General features: G+C 51.8%; 17 protein-coding genes and 1 riboswitch. Of the genes, 11 read left to right on the top strand and 6 right to left on the bottom strand.

Going from position 1 to position 16,640, the window contains the following annotated elements:
- Positions 1–2: 2 nt before the first annotated feature.
- From rpsE to rpsH, 4 genes are read right to left on the bottom strand one after another with little or no spacing between them, the layout of a single operon-like run.
- On the bottom strand, positions 3–647 hold the full coding sequence (gene rpsE, locus ccrud_RS02770; RefSeq protein ID WP_066564536.1) for a 30S ribosomal protein S5: 645 nt from the start codon (positions 645–647) through the stop codon (positions 3–5).
- Positions 648–687: 40 nt separating this feature from the next.
- The gene (rplR, locus tag ccrud_RS02765; protein WP_066564534.1) at positions 688–1,092 is read right to left on the bottom strand and encodes a 50S ribosomal protein L18; all 405 of its coding nucleotides are present in this window, start codon (positions 1,090–1,092) and stop codon (positions 688–690) included.
- A gap of 3 nt (positions 1,093–1,095) precedes the next feature.
- Complete coding sequence (gene rplF, locus ccrud_RS02760; RefSeq protein WP_066564531.1) at positions 1,096–1,632, bottom strand: 50S ribosomal protein L6; 537 nt, start codon at positions 1,630–1,632, stop codon at positions 1,096–1,098.
- A gap of 19 nt (positions 1,633–1,651) precedes the next feature.
- Positions 1,652–2,050 (bottom strand): 30S ribosomal protein S8, encoded by a 399-nt coding sequence (gene rpsH, locus ccrud_RS02755; RefSeq protein WP_066564529.1) that lies wholly within the window; start codon positions 2,048–2,050, stop codon positions 1,652–1,654.
- Positions 2,051–2,619: 569 nt separating this feature from the next.
- Between rpsH and ccrud_RS15630 the strand changes: the two genes are divergently transcribed.
- From ccrud_RS15630 to ccrud_RS02725, 6 genes are all read left to right on the top strand, one after another.
- Complete coding sequence (locus tag ccrud_RS15630; RefSeq protein ID WP_245670355.1) at positions 2,620–2,856, top strand: GNAT family N-acetyltransferase; 237 nt, start codon at positions 2,620–2,622, stop codon at positions 2,854–2,856.
- Between the two features lie 85 nt (positions 2,857–2,941).
- Positions 2,942–3,103: riboswitch (adenosylcobalamin (AdoCbl) riboswitch) on the top strand.
- Between the two features lie 74 nt (positions 3,104–3,177).
- Complete coding sequence (locus ccrud_RS02745) at positions 3,178–4,344, top strand: prenyltransferase/squalene oxidase repeat-containing protein (protein WP_066564527.1); 1,167 nt, start codon at positions 3,178–3,180, stop codon at positions 4,342–4,344.
- 20 nt (positions 4,345–4,364) lie between these two features.
- On the top strand, positions 4,365–5,438 hold the full coding sequence (locus ccrud_RS02740) for an oxidoreductase (RefSeq protein WP_066564525.1): 1,074 nt from the start codon (positions 4,365–4,367) through the stop codon (positions 5,436–5,438).
- 42 nt (positions 5,439–5,480) lie between these two features.
- Positions 5,481–6,593, top strand: coding sequence for an energy-coupling factor transporter transmembrane component T (locus ccrud_RS02735; protein WP_066564521.1), 1,113 nt, complete (start codon positions 5,481–5,483; stop codon positions 6,591–6,593).
- Positions 6,593–8,302: an ABC transporter ATP-binding protein gene (locus tag ccrud_RS02730; protein ID WP_066564519.1), complete on the top strand. Its 1,710-nt coding sequence runs from the start codon at positions 6,593–6,595 to the stop codon at positions 8,300–8,302. Before ccrud_RS02735 ends, ccrud_RS02730 begins: the two co-directional genes overlap by 1 nt.
- On the top strand, positions 8,299–9,105 hold the full coding sequence (locus ccrud_RS02725; RefSeq protein WP_066564517.1) for an ECF transporter S component family protein: 807 nt from the start codon (positions 8,299–8,301) through the stop codon (positions 9,103–9,105). Before ccrud_RS02730 ends, ccrud_RS02725 begins: the two co-directional genes overlap by 4 nt.
- A gap of 98 nt (positions 9,106–9,203) precedes the next feature.
- Here the strand turns inward: ccrud_RS02725 and ccrud_RS02720 are convergent, their stop codons facing one another.
- A complete protein-coding gene (locus ccrud_RS02720) occupies positions 9,204–9,833 on the bottom strand; it encodes a hypothetical protein (RefSeq protein WP_066564514.1) in 630 nt (209 codons plus the stop codon).
- Between the two features lie 415 nt (positions 9,834–10,248).
- Here ccrud_RS02720 and ccrud_RS02715 point away from each other — a divergent pair, with 415 nt between their 5' ends.
- From ccrud_RS02715 to ccrud_RS02695, 5 genes are all read left to right on the top strand, one after another.
- Positions 10,249–12,537 (top strand): FdhF/YdeP family oxidoreductase, encoded by a 2,289-nt coding sequence (locus tag ccrud_RS02715; RefSeq protein WP_066564512.1) that lies wholly within the window; start codon positions 10,249–10,251, stop codon positions 12,535–12,537.
- Between the two features lie 189 nt (positions 12,538–12,726).
- Positions 12,727–12,996, top strand: a complete 270-nt coding sequence (locus tag ccrud_RS02710) for a DUF6457 domain-containing protein (RefSeq protein WP_066569430.1) — start codon at positions 12,727–12,729, stop codon at positions 12,994–12,996.
- Between the two features lie 2 nt (positions 12,997–12,998).
- Positions 12,999–13,832, top strand: a complete 834-nt coding sequence (gene fdhD / locus ccrud_RS02705) for a formate dehydrogenase accessory sulfurtransferase FdhD (RefSeq protein ID WP_066564510.1) — start codon at positions 12,999–13,001, stop codon at positions 13,830–13,832.
- A complete protein-coding gene (locus ccrud_RS02700) occupies positions 13,832–14,308 on the top strand; it encodes a hypothetical protein (protein ID WP_066564508.1) in 477 nt (158 codons plus the stop codon). Before fdhD ends, ccrud_RS02700 begins: the two co-directional genes overlap by 1 nt.
- A gap of 21 nt (positions 14,309–14,329) precedes the next feature.
- The gene (locus ccrud_RS02695) at positions 14,330–15,139 is read left to right on the top strand and encodes an aldo/keto reductase (RefSeq protein ID WP_066564506.1); all 810 of its coding nucleotides are present in this window, start codon (positions 14,330–14,332) and stop codon (positions 15,137–15,139) included.
- On the opposite strand, the gene scpC is transcribed toward ccrud_RS02695, so the two are convergent.
- Positions 15,136–16,638: a succinyl-CoA:acetate CoA-transferase ScpC gene (gene scpC, locus ccrud_RS02690; protein WP_066564503.1), complete on the bottom strand. Its 1,503-nt coding sequence runs from the start codon at positions 16,636–16,638 to the stop codon at positions 15,136–15,138. The genes ccrud_RS02695 and scpC overlap by 4 nt on opposite strands.
- Between the last annotated feature and the right edge of the window lie 2 nt (positions 16,639–16,640).

Here is a 16,640-nt window from a genome sequence, read left to right as displayed (position 1 = left end):
TCTTACGCCTCCTGACCTGCGCGTGCACGCAGAATACGTGCTGGTGCGACCTCTTCGACAGTCTTGCCACGACGGGCTGCAACCTCTTCAGGGCGGACCAGCTGCTTCAGGCCATCCACGGTAGCGTGGACGACGTTGATAGCGTTGTCAGAACCAAGGGACTTGGACAGGATGTCCTGGATACCAGCACATTCCAGAACTGGACGAGCTGCGCCACCAGCGATAACGCCGGTACCTGGTGCAGCAGGCTTCAGCATAACGATGCCGGCTGCCTTTTCGCCCTGAACTGGGTGAGTGATGGTTCCGTTGACCATTGGGACGCGGAAGAAGTTCTTGCGAGCCTCTTCTGCACCCTTCTGGATTGCTGCAGGAACTTCCTTGGCCTTGCCGTAACCGACACCGACCATTCCCTTGCCGTCGCCAACGATGACAAGTGCGGTGAAGCTGAAGCGACGACCACCCTTGACAACCTTGGACACACGGTTGATGGTTACGACGCGCTCAATGTACTGTGAGCGCTCGTCCTGCTGCTGATTGCGACGGTCATCGCGGCGGCCTCCGCCACGACGATCGTTGCGATCGTTCTGCTTGTTGTTGTTGTTCTCGTCGGCGGATCGTCCGCCGTCACGCCGTTCACGTCCCGGCATTACGCAGTCCTTCCGTTGATGTTCTTAGAAATGGTCATCATTAGAATTTCAGACCACCTTCACGAGCGGCGTCAGCAAGAGCTGCAACGCGGCCGTGGTACTTGTAACCAGCGCGGTCGAAAACGACCTGCTCGATACCAGCAGCCTTGGCACGCTCGGCGATCAACTGACCGACCTTTGCGCCCTTAGCCTTCTTGTCGCCCTCAGTTGCGCGAACCTCGACCTCGATGGAAGAAGCTGCAGCCAGGGTGTGGCCTGCAACGTCATCGATGATCTGCACGTGCATGTGACGAGAAGAACGGTGGACAACCAAACGTGGAGCCTCTGGGGTGCCACGCAGGTTCTTGCGGATGCGGAAGTGGCGGCGTGCACGGGCAACGCGACGACGAGTCGCGATGTCCTTACCAACGGAAACGCGCTTCTGCTTGTTTTCAGTGTTGCTCATTGCTTACTTACCCGTCTTTCCGACCTTGCGGCGGATCTGCTCACCCTCGTAGCGGATGCCCTTACCCTTGTAAGGATCATCCTTACGCAGGCGGCGGATCACTGCTGCGACCTGTCCAACCTTCTGCTTGTCGATACCAGTAACTGAAAGCTTGGTGTTGCCATCAACTGCGAAAGTGATGCCTTCGCCAGCTTCAATCAGAACTGGGTGTGAGTAGCCGAGGGAGAACTCAAGGTCCTTGCCCTTCAGCGCGACACGGTAACCGACACCGAAGATTTCCATCTTGATGGTGTATCCCTCGGTGACGCCGACGACCAGGTTGTTAACCATGGAGCGGGACAGTCCGTGAAGGGAACGGTTTGTACGGTGATCATCCGGACGAGTAACAACAATCTGGCCGTCTTCAACTGCAACGGCGATTGGTGCAGGAACGTTGAAGTTCAAGGTTCCCTTAGGACCCTTGACCTCGACGAGCTGTCCGTCAATCTTGGTTTCGACACCAGCTGGGATGGTGATCGGTTCTTTTCCGATACGTGACATATTTAGTCAATCCTCCCTATTACCAGACGTAGGCGAGAACTTCTCCGCCTACGCCCTTCTCGGTAGCCTGACGGTCGGTCAGCAGACCCTGTGATGTGGAAATGATAGCCACACCGAGGCCGCCCAAAACCTGTGGCAGGTTGGTGGACTTTGCGTAGACACGCAGACCTGGCTTGGAAACGCGGCGCAGACCAGCAATGGAGCGAACGCGAGTGTTGCTGTACTTCAGCTCGAGGGACAGGGTCTTGCCGACCTTGGCATCCTCGACGGTGTAGTTAGCGATGTAGCCTTCCTGCTTCAGGATCTCGGCGATGTTTGCCTTGATCTTGGAGGATGGCATGGACACGGTATCGTGGTGCGCATTGCTAGCATTGCGCACGCGCGACAACATGTCGGCGATTGGATCAGTCATTGTCATTAGAGACGACCTGATGCCTTTCTCGTTGGGGTTCCCTACCCACCTTGGACGTTAACCGTGTGTTTTCTGGCCACTTAACGCTCCCCGAACTCAATAGTCGGATTGCTCGCTGCCATTTCCCACACGGATCGCCATTCATGGCGGGGGGCCTACAACAAAGTAGGTTTATACGATTACATGGAGCTTAAAACACCGTCACGCTCTATAGAGTTTTCGAGTGGAAAGTCCAAACGGACAGAGTACAGGAGGTAAACATAAAACACAACCCCCTAGCATGCTTATCGACGCCGCCCTCCACCAGCCTTCCCAAACCAGTCCAGCGGTAGCCCCGCTTAGCGATGCTAACCTGGTGCGAGGCACAAACTAGTTGCACCCCATGCCGCTGGATACCAGATGCGAGAAAGAAGCTTTGGAAATTACTTTCCAGCACGATCTCCAAGAGCGCACAGAAGCAGCCGACCCCGCAGCGTCACCATCGGAAGAACTTGTGCACTGTAGTTATTTCTGGATCGTTGATGATGCTCTTGTCGGATTCTTAACGCTGAAGCACGAAGCTAAAACAGCAGCTGTTGGAAGTCGCAGGCCACATTGGTTACGGAGTACGGCCGTCTGCGCGCAGAAAAGAAGCGGTAACCGCAGCGCTCAAACTCGGCGTTCGTGAAGCTCACCACCTGGGCATCGATAGAGTTTTACTGTGTGTGGCAGAAGATAACGGGACATCACAAAACGTCATCGAAAAGTACGCTGGAATTTATGATTCCACTATCCGCGGAATGCGACGCTTTGGGATTGCTGCGAATTCTTAAAAACTCTTCACAAAAACTTACCTTTTATCTACCACCCCTGCCGGGGGCTATCATTTGACCAGCACCGGTGGTGATTTTATGGTGTAAGACACCATCTGTTCTTCTTCAGGGAAATTTCGGTGAGAATCCGAAGCTGACCCGCAACCGTATTATGCACTTGCTTTAATCAGGCACTGCATTAAGTCGGACCGCCTGAGGAGGAAATGTTTGGCTCCAAACCGTCGAGGATTACGGTTCTGAAGCCCGTAATGAAGTGCAGTCATGTGTGCCTTAAAGCGGGGTCAGAACATTTCCCCAATTCATTTTTAAGGATATGTTTTCATGGCTCATCTACGTGGGACGAGGACTATTCGTTGGTCTGCCGCAACCGTGGCTTTAGCAACCGGTGTTTCCTTTTTGGCTCCCCAGGTTGTTTCTGCACAGGATGCCCCAGCGGAAGTTCAATTGGCTACGCAATTCATCGAAAAGGAATTTGCAGCAGCGAATGGGCTTATCCCTGGGCCTGCAGGCACACCAGATATTGGGCTCAATCAAGATCTGTTGATGTCGCTACATGCCCTTAATCCTGATTCCTTAGAGATTGATTCAGCATATCGTGCCATCGCACCGGAGTTAGAAGGTTATTTTTCTAATGCTGATTCCATCTCAAGTGACCGTCTAGCTAAGACTGTTGCTTTTCAGGCCAGCCTGGGTGTTCGGGATTCTGATTTTATTGCGCAGCTAGTCAGCACTGTTCAAGAAAACGGTCAGATCAAAAACCTGAACAATGGTGAAGCAAGCTCAGCAATCAATAACTTCAGTCAGGCTTGGGGTGTTCTAGCCTTGCACCGCGTCGGTGAAACTGAAGCAGCCGAGCGCGCAACAGACTTCCTTGAAACTCAAGTGTGCCCCGATGGTGGTGTCCAATTAGCTTCAGCCATTGAGCCCACTTGTAACATCACAGATTCCGATGTCACTGCAATGGTTGCACAAGCCTTGACACTTGCTAATGGTGCGCAGGATCCAACCACACAAGCCACTCTTAATTATCTCGTCACCACCATGGATGAAACCGGTGGTGTCAAAAATATATTTACTGGTGTGAATTCCAACTCCACGGGAGTTGTCAGCTCTGCTTTTGCCCTTGCGGGTGATAAACAAAACTACCTTAAAGCTCGTGGCTACCTGGCATCAGTTCAGTTCGGCGAAGATGCAGACCCATCTATTCAAGGTGCATTCGCATTCAACGCTAAAGGTACGGAAAATAGCCCCGTTCTCAGCGATCAGATTCGACGCGCAACTAGTCAAGCTGCCTTGGGTTTTGCGGGAGGCAACTACGCCAACGCTGAACTGATCATCATCCCAGATCCAGAGGTTCCAACTCCTCCAGCTGATTCGGACGGATCCACCGCTGGAATTGGTGGCGCTGGAATTATCATCGCTATCTTGGCTGTCCTTGCCGCTATCGCTGGTGTCATGGGACCAATGCTGGCTAACCTGCAGTTCTAACATCTGAGAGAAGTACAGTCATGTCACGAACCTCAACTTTTCACCTGTCACTGAAGGTTTTTGCGGCTGCGGTCGCACTGTGGATTGTTCTCGCCATATCTCCGTGGGTTCCTTCTGCACACGCCTTGACCACGCCATGCGAAGACGACCAAGTAACAGTGATGGTTGAGGGCTTTACCATCGGCTGCGCTGACCCAGGTGGAAATGGCTACCAAACACTGCTCGATGCTGGTTTCGATGTGGAGACCGTTGTAGGATCTCCAGAGTTTCTATGCCGTATCAACAGCTTTCCAGGTCCTAGTGTGGATGATTGTATGACCGCGTCTCCTGCTGAAGCTTATTGGTCTTATTGGCATGCACCCCTCGGCGGAGACGAATGGGAATACAGCAACCTCGGAGCTTTCCTCTATTACCCCGCAGCTGGCACAGTAGAAGCGTGGTACTGGGGAGACACTGATCGTCCAGGTGCGATCCCAGTGAGTAAAACCCAGGCTGAACTCGGCTTTGATTCCGAGGATCCAGATTACAAAATTGATTTTGATCCAAATGATTTCATCACCACAACCCCAACCTCCGAGTCCCCTATCGCCGATTTAGGGGATGACGAAGAGCCCACTGAAACTACTGAAGCTCCTATCGCAGGGGCTGGAGCTGGTTCGGCAAGAGGACAAGCAGCTGAACCCACTGCTGAGGTAAACCCTGAGAACCCTAATGAGGTATTGGTGTATCAGGATTCTGAAGGAAACTCGATTACTAAAGGTCAGTACGAGAACTTGGTTGCTGCAGCAGCCGCTAAGACCACTGCTGCTGTCCAAGCCCCAGCTGGGGCTGGTGAAGCAAATAGGCAACCGCAGGCAACAGCGGTGGCAGAAGCTCCTGAAGTTGATCCGATGACCACGCAGGTTCTTATGGCGCCTGCGGGCCAAGATGGAGACGTCATGGCTGAGGGTTCGACGCAGCAGATGTACGCCACAGGCACGGTGGATTCTTCTGCTCAGGGATGGATCATTGGACTCGCACTGGCTGTCATTTCCTTGGTTTCAGCGTCTGCTGTGGCGGCGTGGGCGATTCGTCGTTCAGAGGTCCAGGGTTAAAGCTTCGTGAAATGGATTAAGCGATATGTGCTGTCCCGGCGGATGGTGCATCCTTGGGCGTGGTGGGTGTGGGCGTTGGGTATTGCTGGTTGTGCCAGCATGACCAACAATCCTTATATTTTGGCGCTCACTTTTGCCACGTTGTGTTTTGTGGTGTTTAACCGTCGTGGGTCATCGCCGTGGTCGCGTGCTTTCCCGATCTATTTGATGATCGCGGGTTGGCTCGTTGTGTACCGGTTGGTCATGCACATTGTGGTGGGAGCAAAAATTGGCACCATTGAACTGTTTCGGATCCCGCCGGTGCAGTTGCCGGAGTGGGCTGCGGGTATCCACGTGTTTGGCACGGTGTATCTCGAGGGGTTGATCATCGCGACGACGCAAGGCTTAACGCTTGGAACGATGATCGTGGCGGTGGGTGCTGCGAACTCTTTGGCGGATCCCAAGAAGCTGCTCAAATCGTTGCCTGGTGCGTTGGGTGAATTGGGAACTGCGGTGGTCATCGGTATTTCCATTGCACCTCAGATGGCTGAGTCGGCGTTCCGCATTAATCGTGCACGAACCTTGCGTGGTGATGATGCCAGAGGTGTTCGTGGTTTCGCGCGGATTTTGATGCCGGTTTTCCAGGACACTTTGGATAGGTCTTTGGCCTTGGCTAATTCCATGGATGCCCGTGGTTATGGCAGGCAGGCTCATGTATCCAAATTCCAACAGCGTGTGAGCTCTATTTTTGGTGCGTTGGGAATTCTCGGTGTGACTGTTGGTCTGTTTGTGGTCTTGGATGCATCATCACCGATGTTCGTTGCCGTTCCTGTGTTTATTACCGGCGTCGGCTTCTTGATCATTTCGTTGGTCGTTGCTTCACATAGAAAAACATCCACCACTTTTGATCAGTTGCCTTGGGGTGCTGCGGAATGGCTTGTGTGCATCACAGGTGTGATTCCGCTGCTCATGGCTGCGCTGACACGATACCTTGATCCAGGTTCCATGATCACCACCTGGGTTCCTTTGCATATGCCAGACACCGTTCCGTTGCTCGTTGTGGCAGGACTTGTTGTGGCGACGATGCCAGGATTCTTGACGCCCCGCTTGCCGAAGAACAAAGTGAGGGTCAAGCGTCGAAAAGCAATAAATAGCCCAGAAAGGGCCGAAGTTTAATGAGTGCTCCTTTTAGCGCGCGCACTGCGTGGTCGACGGACCCCGTGCTGGAACTGGAAAGCGTCGCTGCCTCGTATTATGACGACGAGCGCACGCTGGCGGCGCCGCAGATCAGCGACGTGAATCTGACGCTTTTTGAAGGCGAAATCCTGCTGGTTGTGGGGCGCACCGGCTCCGGCAAATCGACGCTGCTGAACGCCATGTCCGGCGCGATGCCGCATGCGACCGGCGGCCGACTTGATGGACGCGTGCGCGTGGTCGGCCGGGATACGCGTGATTTCCCACCACGCATGCTTTCCGACGTGGTCGGCGTCGTTGGGCAAGATCCGGCGGCGAGTTTTATCACCAACACGGTTGAAGAAGAACTTGCCTACAGCATGGAGCAATTAGGGCTCCCACCTGCGGTCATGCGCAAGCGCGTAGAGGAAACCCTTGATCTTTTAGGTATCGCCGAACTGCGATACGTGCCATTGGCGGAACTATCTGGTGGTGAGCAGCAACGCGTGGCTATTGGCGCTGTGCTGACCACTCGCCCCGCGCTGATTATTTTGGATGAACCAACCAGCGCTTTGGACCCTAATGGTGCCGAGGATGTGCTGGCAACCGTAACCAAGCTGGCTCATGACTTGGCGATGACCGTAGTGCTTGCTGAACACCGCATCGAGCGCGTACTGCAGTACGTGGACCGCGTGGCGCATGTGGGCGCTGATGGGCACATCACCGTTGGGACGCCGGAAGAAATCATGGCTGATTCTGATGTGGCACCACCCATTGTGGAATTAGGACGCTGGGCTGGCTGGGCTCCCCTACCGCTGTCGATCCGCGATGCTCGCGCACACTCCGCTGACATGCGCAAACGCCTGTATCAGCGTGGTTTAGTGGTGAACAAATTACACAACCACGCTGTCCAGCCACTTTTGATCGCCGAAGATATCGTGGTTGATTTCCCCGAAATCCGTGCCGTTGACGGCGTGAACTTGAACCTCAACGCCGGTGAAATTACCGTGCTCATGGGCCGAAACGGCTGCGGAAAATCATCCCTGCTGTGGGCGTTGCAAGGTTCAGGGACCAGAAACCAAGGCTCGGTGCAGGTGCTTGATGAGGCCGCGGGATTTTCGTGGACAGACCCCAAAACTTTAAAGCCCGCCAAGCGGCGCAATCTTGTGTCCATGGTTCCGCAAACACCGACTGATATTTTGTATGAATCAACCGTGCATGCAGAGCTCGCACGCTCTGATAAAGATGCCGCAGCACCCGCCGGCACCACGCGGGAGATCTTGGATTCACTAGTACCTAATATTCCGGACCACCTCCACCCACGTGATCTATCAGAAGGCCAAAAGCTTTCCCTCGCACTGTCCATCCAACTCGCTGCGAAACCCCGCGTGGTATTTTTCGATGAACCCACCCGCGGCCTAGATTACGACGGCAAGAAATCCCTCGCCCGCTCCTTCCAACAACTCGCAGACGACGGCCACGCCATTTTGGTGGTCACCCACGACGTGGAATTCTCTGCACTGTGCGCCGACCGAGTGTTGTTTATGGCCTCTGGAAAGATCATCTCCGATGGCACAGCCGTAGAAATCCTTCCCGCATCACCGGCTTACGCCCCACAAGTCGCAAAAATCACCGCCGGCATCCAAGAGGAATCACACTGGCTCACAGTCTCGGCCGTGAAAGCTGCGCTAGGGCATGGTGAAATCTCATGATCAACGCCATCACACTAAAGCCCAAAACCTTCCTCACCTTAAGCTTCCTTGCGGTTTTGAGCATCGTGATTTTCTTCTGGCCGCTGATCGTCAACCCGGAATCCTTCCTGTCCGACAAAGCCCAAGCGCCCCTCTACATTGCGATCGTCATTCCCCTCGTGCTGGCCGCTGTCATCGCCGAAATCAGTGAAAACGGATTCGACGTCAAAGCCGTAGCCATGCTCGGCGTCCTCACCGCCATGGTTGCCGTAGTCCGACCATTCGGTGCCGGCGCAGCAGGCTTCGAAGCAGTCTTCTTTGTCCTCATCCTCGGCGGACGAGCCTTCGGCCCCGGCTTCGGATTCATCCTCGGCAACACCGGACTGTTCGCATCCGCGCTGCTCACCGCAGGAATCGGACCGTGGCTCCCCTACCAAATGCTCGCAGCCGCCTGGGTCAGCTTCGGCGCTGGACTACTCCCCCAAGTACGCGGCAAAAAAGAAATGCTCATCATCGTCCTCTACGCCATCGTCTCCTCACTCGGCTACGGAACCATGATGAACATGAGCTTCTGGCCCTACGCCATCGGTGTCACCAGCGGGCTTTCCTTCACGCCCGGCGCGCCCGTCCTGGAAAACCTCCACACCTTTGCGCTGTTCTGCCTCACCACATCCATGGGTTGGGATCTCGGCCGCGACTTCTTCACCTCAGTGCTATTACTGCTCACAGCCAAACCCGTTTTAGGTGCTTTACGACGCGCCAGCCGCCGCGCCGCTTTCGGAGTCGAGCGCGATTTCGGGGAGGCCACGGTGCCTCGGGTCTAAAGATTTTGTTGGCTTGCTTAGTGGCGCAAACCTAAAGTGCCCACCGATCCTTCAAGATCGGTGGGCACTTTAGGTTTAAGTACTTAAGTTCAAGTTGTTTAGAACTTAGGCAAAACCAGACCTGGGATAGTGATCAAGCCCTGGTACAAAGCTGCAACTCCACCACCGATCAGTGCGAGAAGACCTGCGATGACTGCAATCCAGCCGCCATCTTCAGAAGATCCGGTTGCTGCTGGAGTTTCAGGAAGAGTCTCGAGTGCTGGTGTTTCCTCGCCGGTGCCAACAACCCAAGCCTCAACAGTTCCGCCTTCAGGTCGAGAATCAGATGCACCGACCTGGTAATAGGTGTAGTCCACGCTGTAATCATCTGCGACTTCACCAGAGTAGTAACTCCAGTAAGTTTCAGTTTCAACCCAATCAGGAACAACTCCGTTGATACCGGTCAAATATTTGCCAAACTCGGAATCTTCAAAAGTCAGCTCAAATCCTGCAGATTCAAGAGCTACAACACCATCAGTGAACTCGGTGGCACATGCGCCCTCTGGTTCTTTTTCGGAATCTGCACCATAGTCAACTGAGACCCAGACGTTGTCTGCATCGATGCATTGACGGGCATCAAGAGTCTTATCCAACAAGGAAGACTGTGCATTGACAGCAGTGCTCAGGGACAAAGTGGTTGCAGTGACTGCGAGGGTGGTCAGAGCAACGCGGCTAAAAGTAATGGTCAAGGCTTTGAACCTTTCATTTTCAATTCTGTAAACGCTGTAATGTGCATTAGAGCGCCGATGGGCAGACGTCGTCTTAGAACACTTTGTGCGCAGAATTTGAAGATGCAAGCTTTTCGTAGTCCACGACGAAAAGGTTCTAAGTCAATGTCAGTTTTCCAAGTAATCCGGCTTGTCCCCTTTGCGTGAAAACTCCAGGCGAAGGTGATCTACGGTTGCGGGTCAGCGCCGGATTGTTAACCGGCTTCCCTTGAAAAACTAACAGTGCGATTCGGTACTTTGCAGTATCAAACGACATGTGAGATTTTATCGCATGTGCTGCGAGTTCTCTTGATTTTCGGTTTTCCACATACCCCCATATAGATTGAAGAATTCTTTTTTCGGCATGGGTTCGAATGTGGGGTCTAGACTGTGCCCTATGACGACCCCTCCAACTGAGATTTCGAACGTGAATCCCACCGCGAATGAATTTGATGATCCGGATGTGGGACGGCGTATTACTTCCGCAGCTGGTATCCCAGGTGTTTTACATGCGCTACAACACGCGATACCGCATCGCGCATTGTTGCCTTTGCTCACCATGAACAAGCCAGGTGGTATTGACTGCCCTGGTTGCGCATGGCCGGAGCCTTCTACAGCGAACCTAGGCGTCGTAGAGTTCTGTGAAAATGGCGCTAAAGCTGTGGCAGAAGAAACCACGCCGGATCGCGCCGGCGAAGATTTCTGGGCGCAACACTCAATTTCTGATCTCCGCGAAAAAACAGATCATTGGTTGGGCAAACGCGGTCGCATTACCGAACCGCTTTATTATGATCGCTCTTCTGGCGATGGGCACTACCGTCCGATTAGCTGGGAGCGTGCCTTTGAGATCATCGCGTCCAAGCTTCGTGAGATCGAACCTGATGAAGCGGTGTTCTACACCTCTGGCCGAGCACCAAATGAACCTGCATATATGCTGCAACTTCTTGCCCGTCGTTTAGGCACCAATAATCTCCCTGATTGTGGCAATATGTGCCACGAATCCACGGGCTCTGCGCTCGGCGAAACACTTGGCCTAGGTAAGGGCTCTGTGGTGATGGAGGATTTCTATAACACCGACCTGTTGATCTCTGTGGGACAAAATCCTGGCACAAATCACCCACGTGCGCTGACGGCTTTTAAGCAGCTAAAGGAAAATGGCGGAAAGATTCTAGCGCTTAATCCCCTGCCAGAAACTGGATTGATGAAATTCCGTGAACCTCAATCAGTCAAGGGTGCATTAAATCTCTCCGAAAAACTTGCTGATGAATACCTGCAGATCCGACTCGATGGCGATCGTGCATTCTTCCAGGCATTGAACAAAGAACTTATCCGCCGAGATGCCCTCGATCACGCTTTCTTAGACAAATTCTGCTCCGGTGTGGAAGAAACCATTGAGCACCTCAATTCCCTAGATGATGCAGTCTTGCTTAAAGGTTGCGGCCTCAGTGCTGCCGATATTCAAAAAGCCGCAGACATGGTAGAAAAATCTGACACCGTGGTGGTCTCCTGGACTCTTGGCGTTACCCAGCATAAAAACGCGGTGTACACCATCCGAGAAATGGTGAATTTCTTGTTGCTCACAGGAAATATCGGCAAGCCCGGCGCTGGCACTGCCCCACTTCGTGGACACTCCAATGTGCAAGGTGATCGCACCATGGGTATCTGGGAAAAAGCTCCAGAGTCATTCCTCGCTGCCATTGAAGAAGAATTTGGCTTTGATGTTCCCCGTAAACACGGTTATGACACTGTGGATTCACTGCGTGCCATGCGCGATGGCACGACGAAGTTCTTCCTCTCACTCGGAGGCAACTTGGTGCGTGTATCTTCTGATACTTCAGTTGTGGAAAAGGGCATGGAATCAAATGAACTCACCGTGCATTTATCCACCAAGCCCAACGGTTCCCATGCCTGGCCTGGAGAACAATCGCTCATTCTTCCAGTGATCGCTCGTACTGATAAAGATATCCAAAAGTCTGGCGTGCAACGCGTCACCGTTGAGGATTCTGCCGGTGCAGTTCATGCGTCCACAGGAAAGCGCACTGCTAATAAAGACCTCAGCCTGAAATCTGAATGCGATATTATCGGAAGCATCGGAAAAGCCACATTTGGCGATGCATTCTGGCAGCCGATGATCGATAACTACGATGTGGTCCGTGATCACATCGAAGCAACGATCCCAGGTTTCCATGATTTCAACCGTCGCATCAATAATCCTGGTGGCTTCTTGCTTCCCAATGGTCCACGTGAGCGGATCTTCGATACTTCTGATGGCAAAGCTCAGCTCACCGTAAATGAGACCAATGTGCTCGAGTTGCCTGAGGGATATTTACTGATGAACACTGTGCGTTCTCATGATCAATACAATTCCACGATCTATGGTCTTGATGATCGTTATCGCGGCATCCGCAATGGTCGTCGCGTGGTATTTGTAAATCCACAGGACTGTAAAGAACGTGGCCTCAAAGACGGCGATATTGTAGATATTGTCTCAGTATTTGATGATGGTGAGCGTCGTGCACCTAATTTCCGTGTAGTTAAATACGACACCGCGAAAGATTGTGTCACTACTTATTTCCCTGAAGCCAATGTGTTGGTTCCGCTGGATTCTGTTGCAGAAAAGTCCAACACACCAGTTTCTAAATCTGTTGTGGTACGTCTTGAAGCAACAGGACGTAGTGCATCTTAACGTCCTAGCTCAGGGAATTTTCTTAACCCGCTTCCTTGTTTAACTAAACGAAGAAGCGGGTTTTTAAGGTTTGGTTGTCATGAGAAAAGAGTTAGAAATTTGAGTACTCCCCCACTACCGCCGCTGAGCACTCCTAAAAAGGACAGTTCTGCAAGCACTTCAGGTGCTTCCAATAATGAAGCAGAAAAAATGCAACGAATGTACCAGTGGTTAAACACTGTGTGCGCAGAGCTGGATATCGATGCAGAAATCTTGCCCGAGGTAGTGCCACATCTACTTAACCTCACCCGAGATATTGCACATGGGCCTTCTCGCCCAGCAGCACCAATGACATCATTTTTATTAGGTCTTGCTGCAGGTCGATCTGGAATAAGCACGGAGGATTGGTCAGAATCCACGTTGCTCAACGCTCGCCATCTGCAAGAAATCATTGCTCAGAACTATCCGGAGGATAATTAACCATGGGTCGGATCACTCAAAACTTACAAGTCCCACGTGTTGTCTCCACAGAGTCCGAAATCTTTGTCAATACTCGTCCGGATACCGTTGCGGTGGAAGAACCTCTAGAGATCCGAGTTAATGGCACAGCTTTGACTACCACTATGCGTACACCTGGCCATGACATCGAGTTAGTGCATGGCCTCTTGTTGGCCGAAGGACTGATCACCGATGCCTCAGAGCTTTCTACTGCTCGTTACTGCGCCGGAGCTGTAGGACCCGATAATCAAAATACTTATAACGTTCTTGAATTAGATGTCTTTCCTAAAGAACCATTGCGTGAGCTCAACCTAGTATCTGTGCAGCGTAATCTGCTCACTACTTCTGCGTGTGGAGTGTGTGGAACTACCTCCATTGAGCAGTTGATGCACAAAAAAGGATGGCCGATCACTCCGATCACACCCGATCCACGAGTGATCGTATCTTTGCCGGATAAATTAAAAGCTCAGCAAAAACTCTTTGATAAAACTGGTGGCGTACATGCGGCGGGGCTTGCCACTCTTGATGGTGAGATGTTGCTTGTTCGCGAAGATGTGGGCCGACATAATGCCGCGGATAAAGTCATTGGCAATATGCTCATGGCCGGAAAATTGCCTTTAGAAAATACTATTTTGGTGATGAGCTCCCGCGCTTCATTTGAGCTTGTGCAAAAAGCTGCGATGGCTGGTATCTCCGGTGTGATTGCAGTTGGAGCTGCCACCTCTTTGGCTATTGAGGCTGCTCAAGACTCAGGCATTTTCCTTGCTGGTTTTGTGCGCGGCAATAAATTCAATCATTATGCGGGTGAGCTTGGCTAATGGGCACTGATCCTAGAGGTGAGCTTCTTCGTATCTTCCCGCAGTGGTTATCTGCTGCAGCAGAGCACCGTGATTTTGTGCTTGGGGATGTTATGAAGTTTTCTTCGCGGCAGTGGTTTTTTCCAGATTTTCATTTCATTTATGATGACAAAGATTTTATTGTCCCTCTGTATGTGGATTGCGCATCCCTCATTGAGGATCTTTTAGCCCATAAACCTGGAAGTTTTCACTTTCCAGGTGTGGAATTATCTTTCCCCAAGGACTGGAATGAACTGAATCAACAGCAGATCCACGATTGTCTCTGGCACGCGTTGGACGATTGGTTTTACTACGTCGATTATCGTGTAGGTTCCGCAATGGACTGGCAGAAATACAATCGTGGGCAGGTTCCTGGGGATCTTCGCGTGGGGTGCCTCTTTGAGGTCTTTTCAGAAAAACCTAATCTCCAGTTCCTCACTGCTCTCATACCTGATTAAATTTTCGCTACCCTGGCAGTCATGACCTTAAAACTTCCCCCCATTGGTTTCGGTACTGTCCATCTTGATGGAGCTCCAGGTGTTAAAGCCATTTCCTCGGCTATTGATGCTGGTTATCGGCTCATCGATACCGCTTACAACTATGAAAATGAAGGCACCGTTGGCAAAGCTCTCCAAGAATCTGGCGTGCCACGTGAGGAACTGATTGTTACTAGTAAACTGCCCGGGCGCTTTCATGCCCGCGATTTAGGCCGTGTGCGCATTGAAGAAAGCCTCTACCGTCTCGACCTTGATTATATTGATCTGCTCCTCATTCACTGGCCGAATCCCAGCAAAGATCTCTATGTCGAAGCTTGGGAAACTCTCCTTGAGGTCCGCGATGCAGGCCTGGTGAAAAACATCGGTGTCTCCAACTTCTTGCCCGAGCACATCAACCGTTTACAGCGTGAAACTGGTGAACTCCCGGCGGTTAATCAAATTGAATTGCACCCTTATTTCCCGCAGGTAGAGCAGGTTAAATTCCACGATGAACTGGGCATTATCACCGAGGCCTGGAGCCCGCTGAGCAATGGTCGCGGTCTCGTCGATGAGCCTTTGCTCAAAGAAATCGGCGCTCGCTACGGCGTCGGCGGCGGTGAGGTTGCGCTGGCATGGCATCATGCCCGCGGAATCGTTCCGATTCCTCGTTCCACCAACCGCGACCGGCAGCGCAGCAACTTAGAAGCACTAAAGATTTCGCTTATCGACGAAGACGTCCAGGCGATCACTGCTCTCGGAAAGGAAAACGGCCGGATCAAGAATCAGGATCCGGCCGTTTATGAAGAGTTTTAACCCTTCATCGAGCCCTTTTCTTGCAAATTGATGTGGAAATCAAAAGCTGTTTTCAGATCATGTGGGGTATGTTGGAACGCATTCTTTGACGCGCGTTCCACATATTCCTCCAACAATGGTCGATATTCTGGGTGTGCCACGGCGATCATTTTGCTCACTCGATCGCGAGGCGAAAGACCACGCAAATCCGCATATCCGTATTCGGTAATGACCACCATCGCATCATGTTCGGTGTGATCAATATGGGAAGCGAAAGGAACAACTGCTGAGATTGCATCGCCCTTTGCTACCGAAGGCGAGATGAAGCTAGACACAAAAGCATTTCGCGTGAAATCGCCCGATCCACCGATACCATTCATAATGCGACTTCCACCAACATGAGTGGAGTTAATATTGCCGTAGATATCCGCCTCAATCATTCCGTTAGAGGCGATCAGCCCCATTCGTCGAATAACTTCTGGGCTATTAGAAATCTGCAGTGGGCGGGTTACCAGGTGCTTACGGTACCGGGCTGCCTCTCGGTTCATCTTCTCTGCGTATTCAGGCGAAAGTGCAAATGATGTCGCAGATGCTACGGTCATTTTTCCGGCATCAATCAAATCCAGCATGCCGTCCTGAACGACTTCTGTATAGGCTTGAATATTTTCAAATTTGGAATCCAACAAGCCTGCCATCACTGCATTAGGCACATTTCCTACGCCGGATTGCATAATATATCCGTCATAAGTTAGTCGGCCTGCAGATACTTCTCCCTCAAGAAAATCAAGGAAGTTGCCCGCAATCTGGCGTGATACCTCATCAAAAGGCTTGAACGGACTATTGCGGTCAGGTGCATCAGTTTCCACCACAGCAACCACTTTTTCAAGATCAATCTCAATATAGGGTGTTCCGATGCGGTCCCCTACTTTAGTGATTGGTATCGGCGTGCGATTAGGCAAAAGTGGCACACGGTAGATATCAGCCATCCCTTCTAACTCAAGGGACTGCCAGGAATTCACCTCGATGATAACCTGCTTCGCAGAATCCAAGAATTCCAGGTTATTTCCCACACCTGAAGAAGGAATTAAATGGCCTTCTTCAGTAATGCGAGTAACTTCAACGATCGCAATATCTAGCTGCCCGAAAAACCCTTGTTCTACTTGCATCGCAGAATGAGAGAGGTGAATATCTTGATATTTAGTTTCACCAGCGTTGATTCGATTACGAATTACTGGATCTGATTGATACGGCATGCGGTAATTAATGGCATTTGCTTCTGCCAAAACGCCATCACAATCAGGTGCTGTTGAAGCTCCTGTGAATAGGTCAATCGCAAAAGGGTTACCGCGATCATGAAACTGTGTGGCGCGATTTGCAATGGATGTGGGTAGTGCTTTGGGGTAAGCAGCGCCAGTAAAGCCAGACATTCCGACTTTATCCCCATGGTTCACAAACTGTGCAGCATCATCTGAAGACATGACCTTCGCGGCCAGTTGAGCGTTCGAAATTCTAGAAGACATTG

It is taken from the genome of Corynebacterium crudilactis, from assembly GCF_001643015.1.
Classification (GTDB): Bacteria; Actinomycetota; Actinomycetes; order Mycobacteriales; family Mycobacteriaceae; genus Corynebacterium; species Corynebacterium crudilactis.
This window is presented reverse-complemented; position numbering and strand designations above follow the sequence as displayed.

Bases quoted from the DNA above. Each gene is read 5' to 3' on its own strand.
- ccrud_RS02715 (WP_066564512.1), top strand. From the start codon at position 10,249: ATGACGACCCCTCCAACTGAGATTTCGAACGTGAATCCCACCGCGAAT.
- ccrud_RS02695 (WP_066564506.1), top strand. From the start codon at position 14,330: ATGACCTTAAAACTTCCCCCCATTGGTTTCGGTACTGTCCATCTTGAT.
- scpC (WP_066564503.1), bottom strand. From the start codon at position 16,638: ATGTCTTCTAGAATTTCGAACGCTCAACTGGCCGCGAAGGTCATGTCT.
- fdhD (WP_066564510.1), top strand. From the start codon at position 12,999: ATGGGTCGGATCACTCAAAACTTACAAGTCCCACGTGTTGTCTCCACA.
- rplF (WP_066564531.1), bottom strand. From the start codon at position 1,632: ATGTCACGTATCGGAAAAGAACCGATCACCATCCCAGCTGGTGTCGAA.
- rplR (WP_066564534.1), bottom strand. From the start codon at position 1,092: ATGAGCAACACTGAAAACAAGCAGAAGCGCGTTTCCGTTGGTAAGGAC.
- rpsH (WP_066564529.1), bottom strand. From the start codon at position 2,050: ATGACAATGACTGATCCAATCGCCGACATGTTGTCGCGCGTGCGCAAT.
- ccrud_RS02740 (WP_066564525.1), top strand. From the start codon at position 4,365: ATGTCACGAACCTCAACTTTTCACCTGTCACTGAAGGTTTTTGCGGCT.
- ccrud_RS02730 (WP_066564519.1), top strand. From the start codon at position 6,593: ATGAGTGCTCCTTTTAGCGCGCGCACTGCGTGGTCGACGGACCCCGTG.
- rpsE (WP_066564536.1), bottom strand. From the start codon at position 647: ATGCCGGGACGTGAACGGCGTGACGGCGGACGATCCGCCGACGAGAAC.
- ccrud_RS02710 (WP_066569430.1), top strand. From the start codon at position 12,727: ATGCAACGAATGTACCAGTGGTTAAACACTGTGTGCGCAGAGCTGGAT.
- ccrud_RS02725 (WP_066564517.1), top strand. From the start codon at position 8,299: ATGATCAACGCCATCACACTAAAGCCCAAAACCTTCCTCACCTTAAGC.
- ccrud_RS02735 (WP_066564521.1), top strand. From the start codon at position 5,481: ATGGTGCATCCTTGGGCGTGGTGGGTGTGGGCGTTGGGTATTGCTGGT.
- ccrud_RS02745 (WP_066564527.1), top strand. From the start codon at position 3,178: ATGGCTCATCTACGTGGGACGAGGACTATTCGTTGGTCTGCCGCAACC.
- ccrud_RS02700 (WP_066564508.1), top strand. From the start codon at position 13,832: ATGGGCACTGATCCTAGAGGTGAGCTTCTTCGTATCTTCCCGCAGTGG.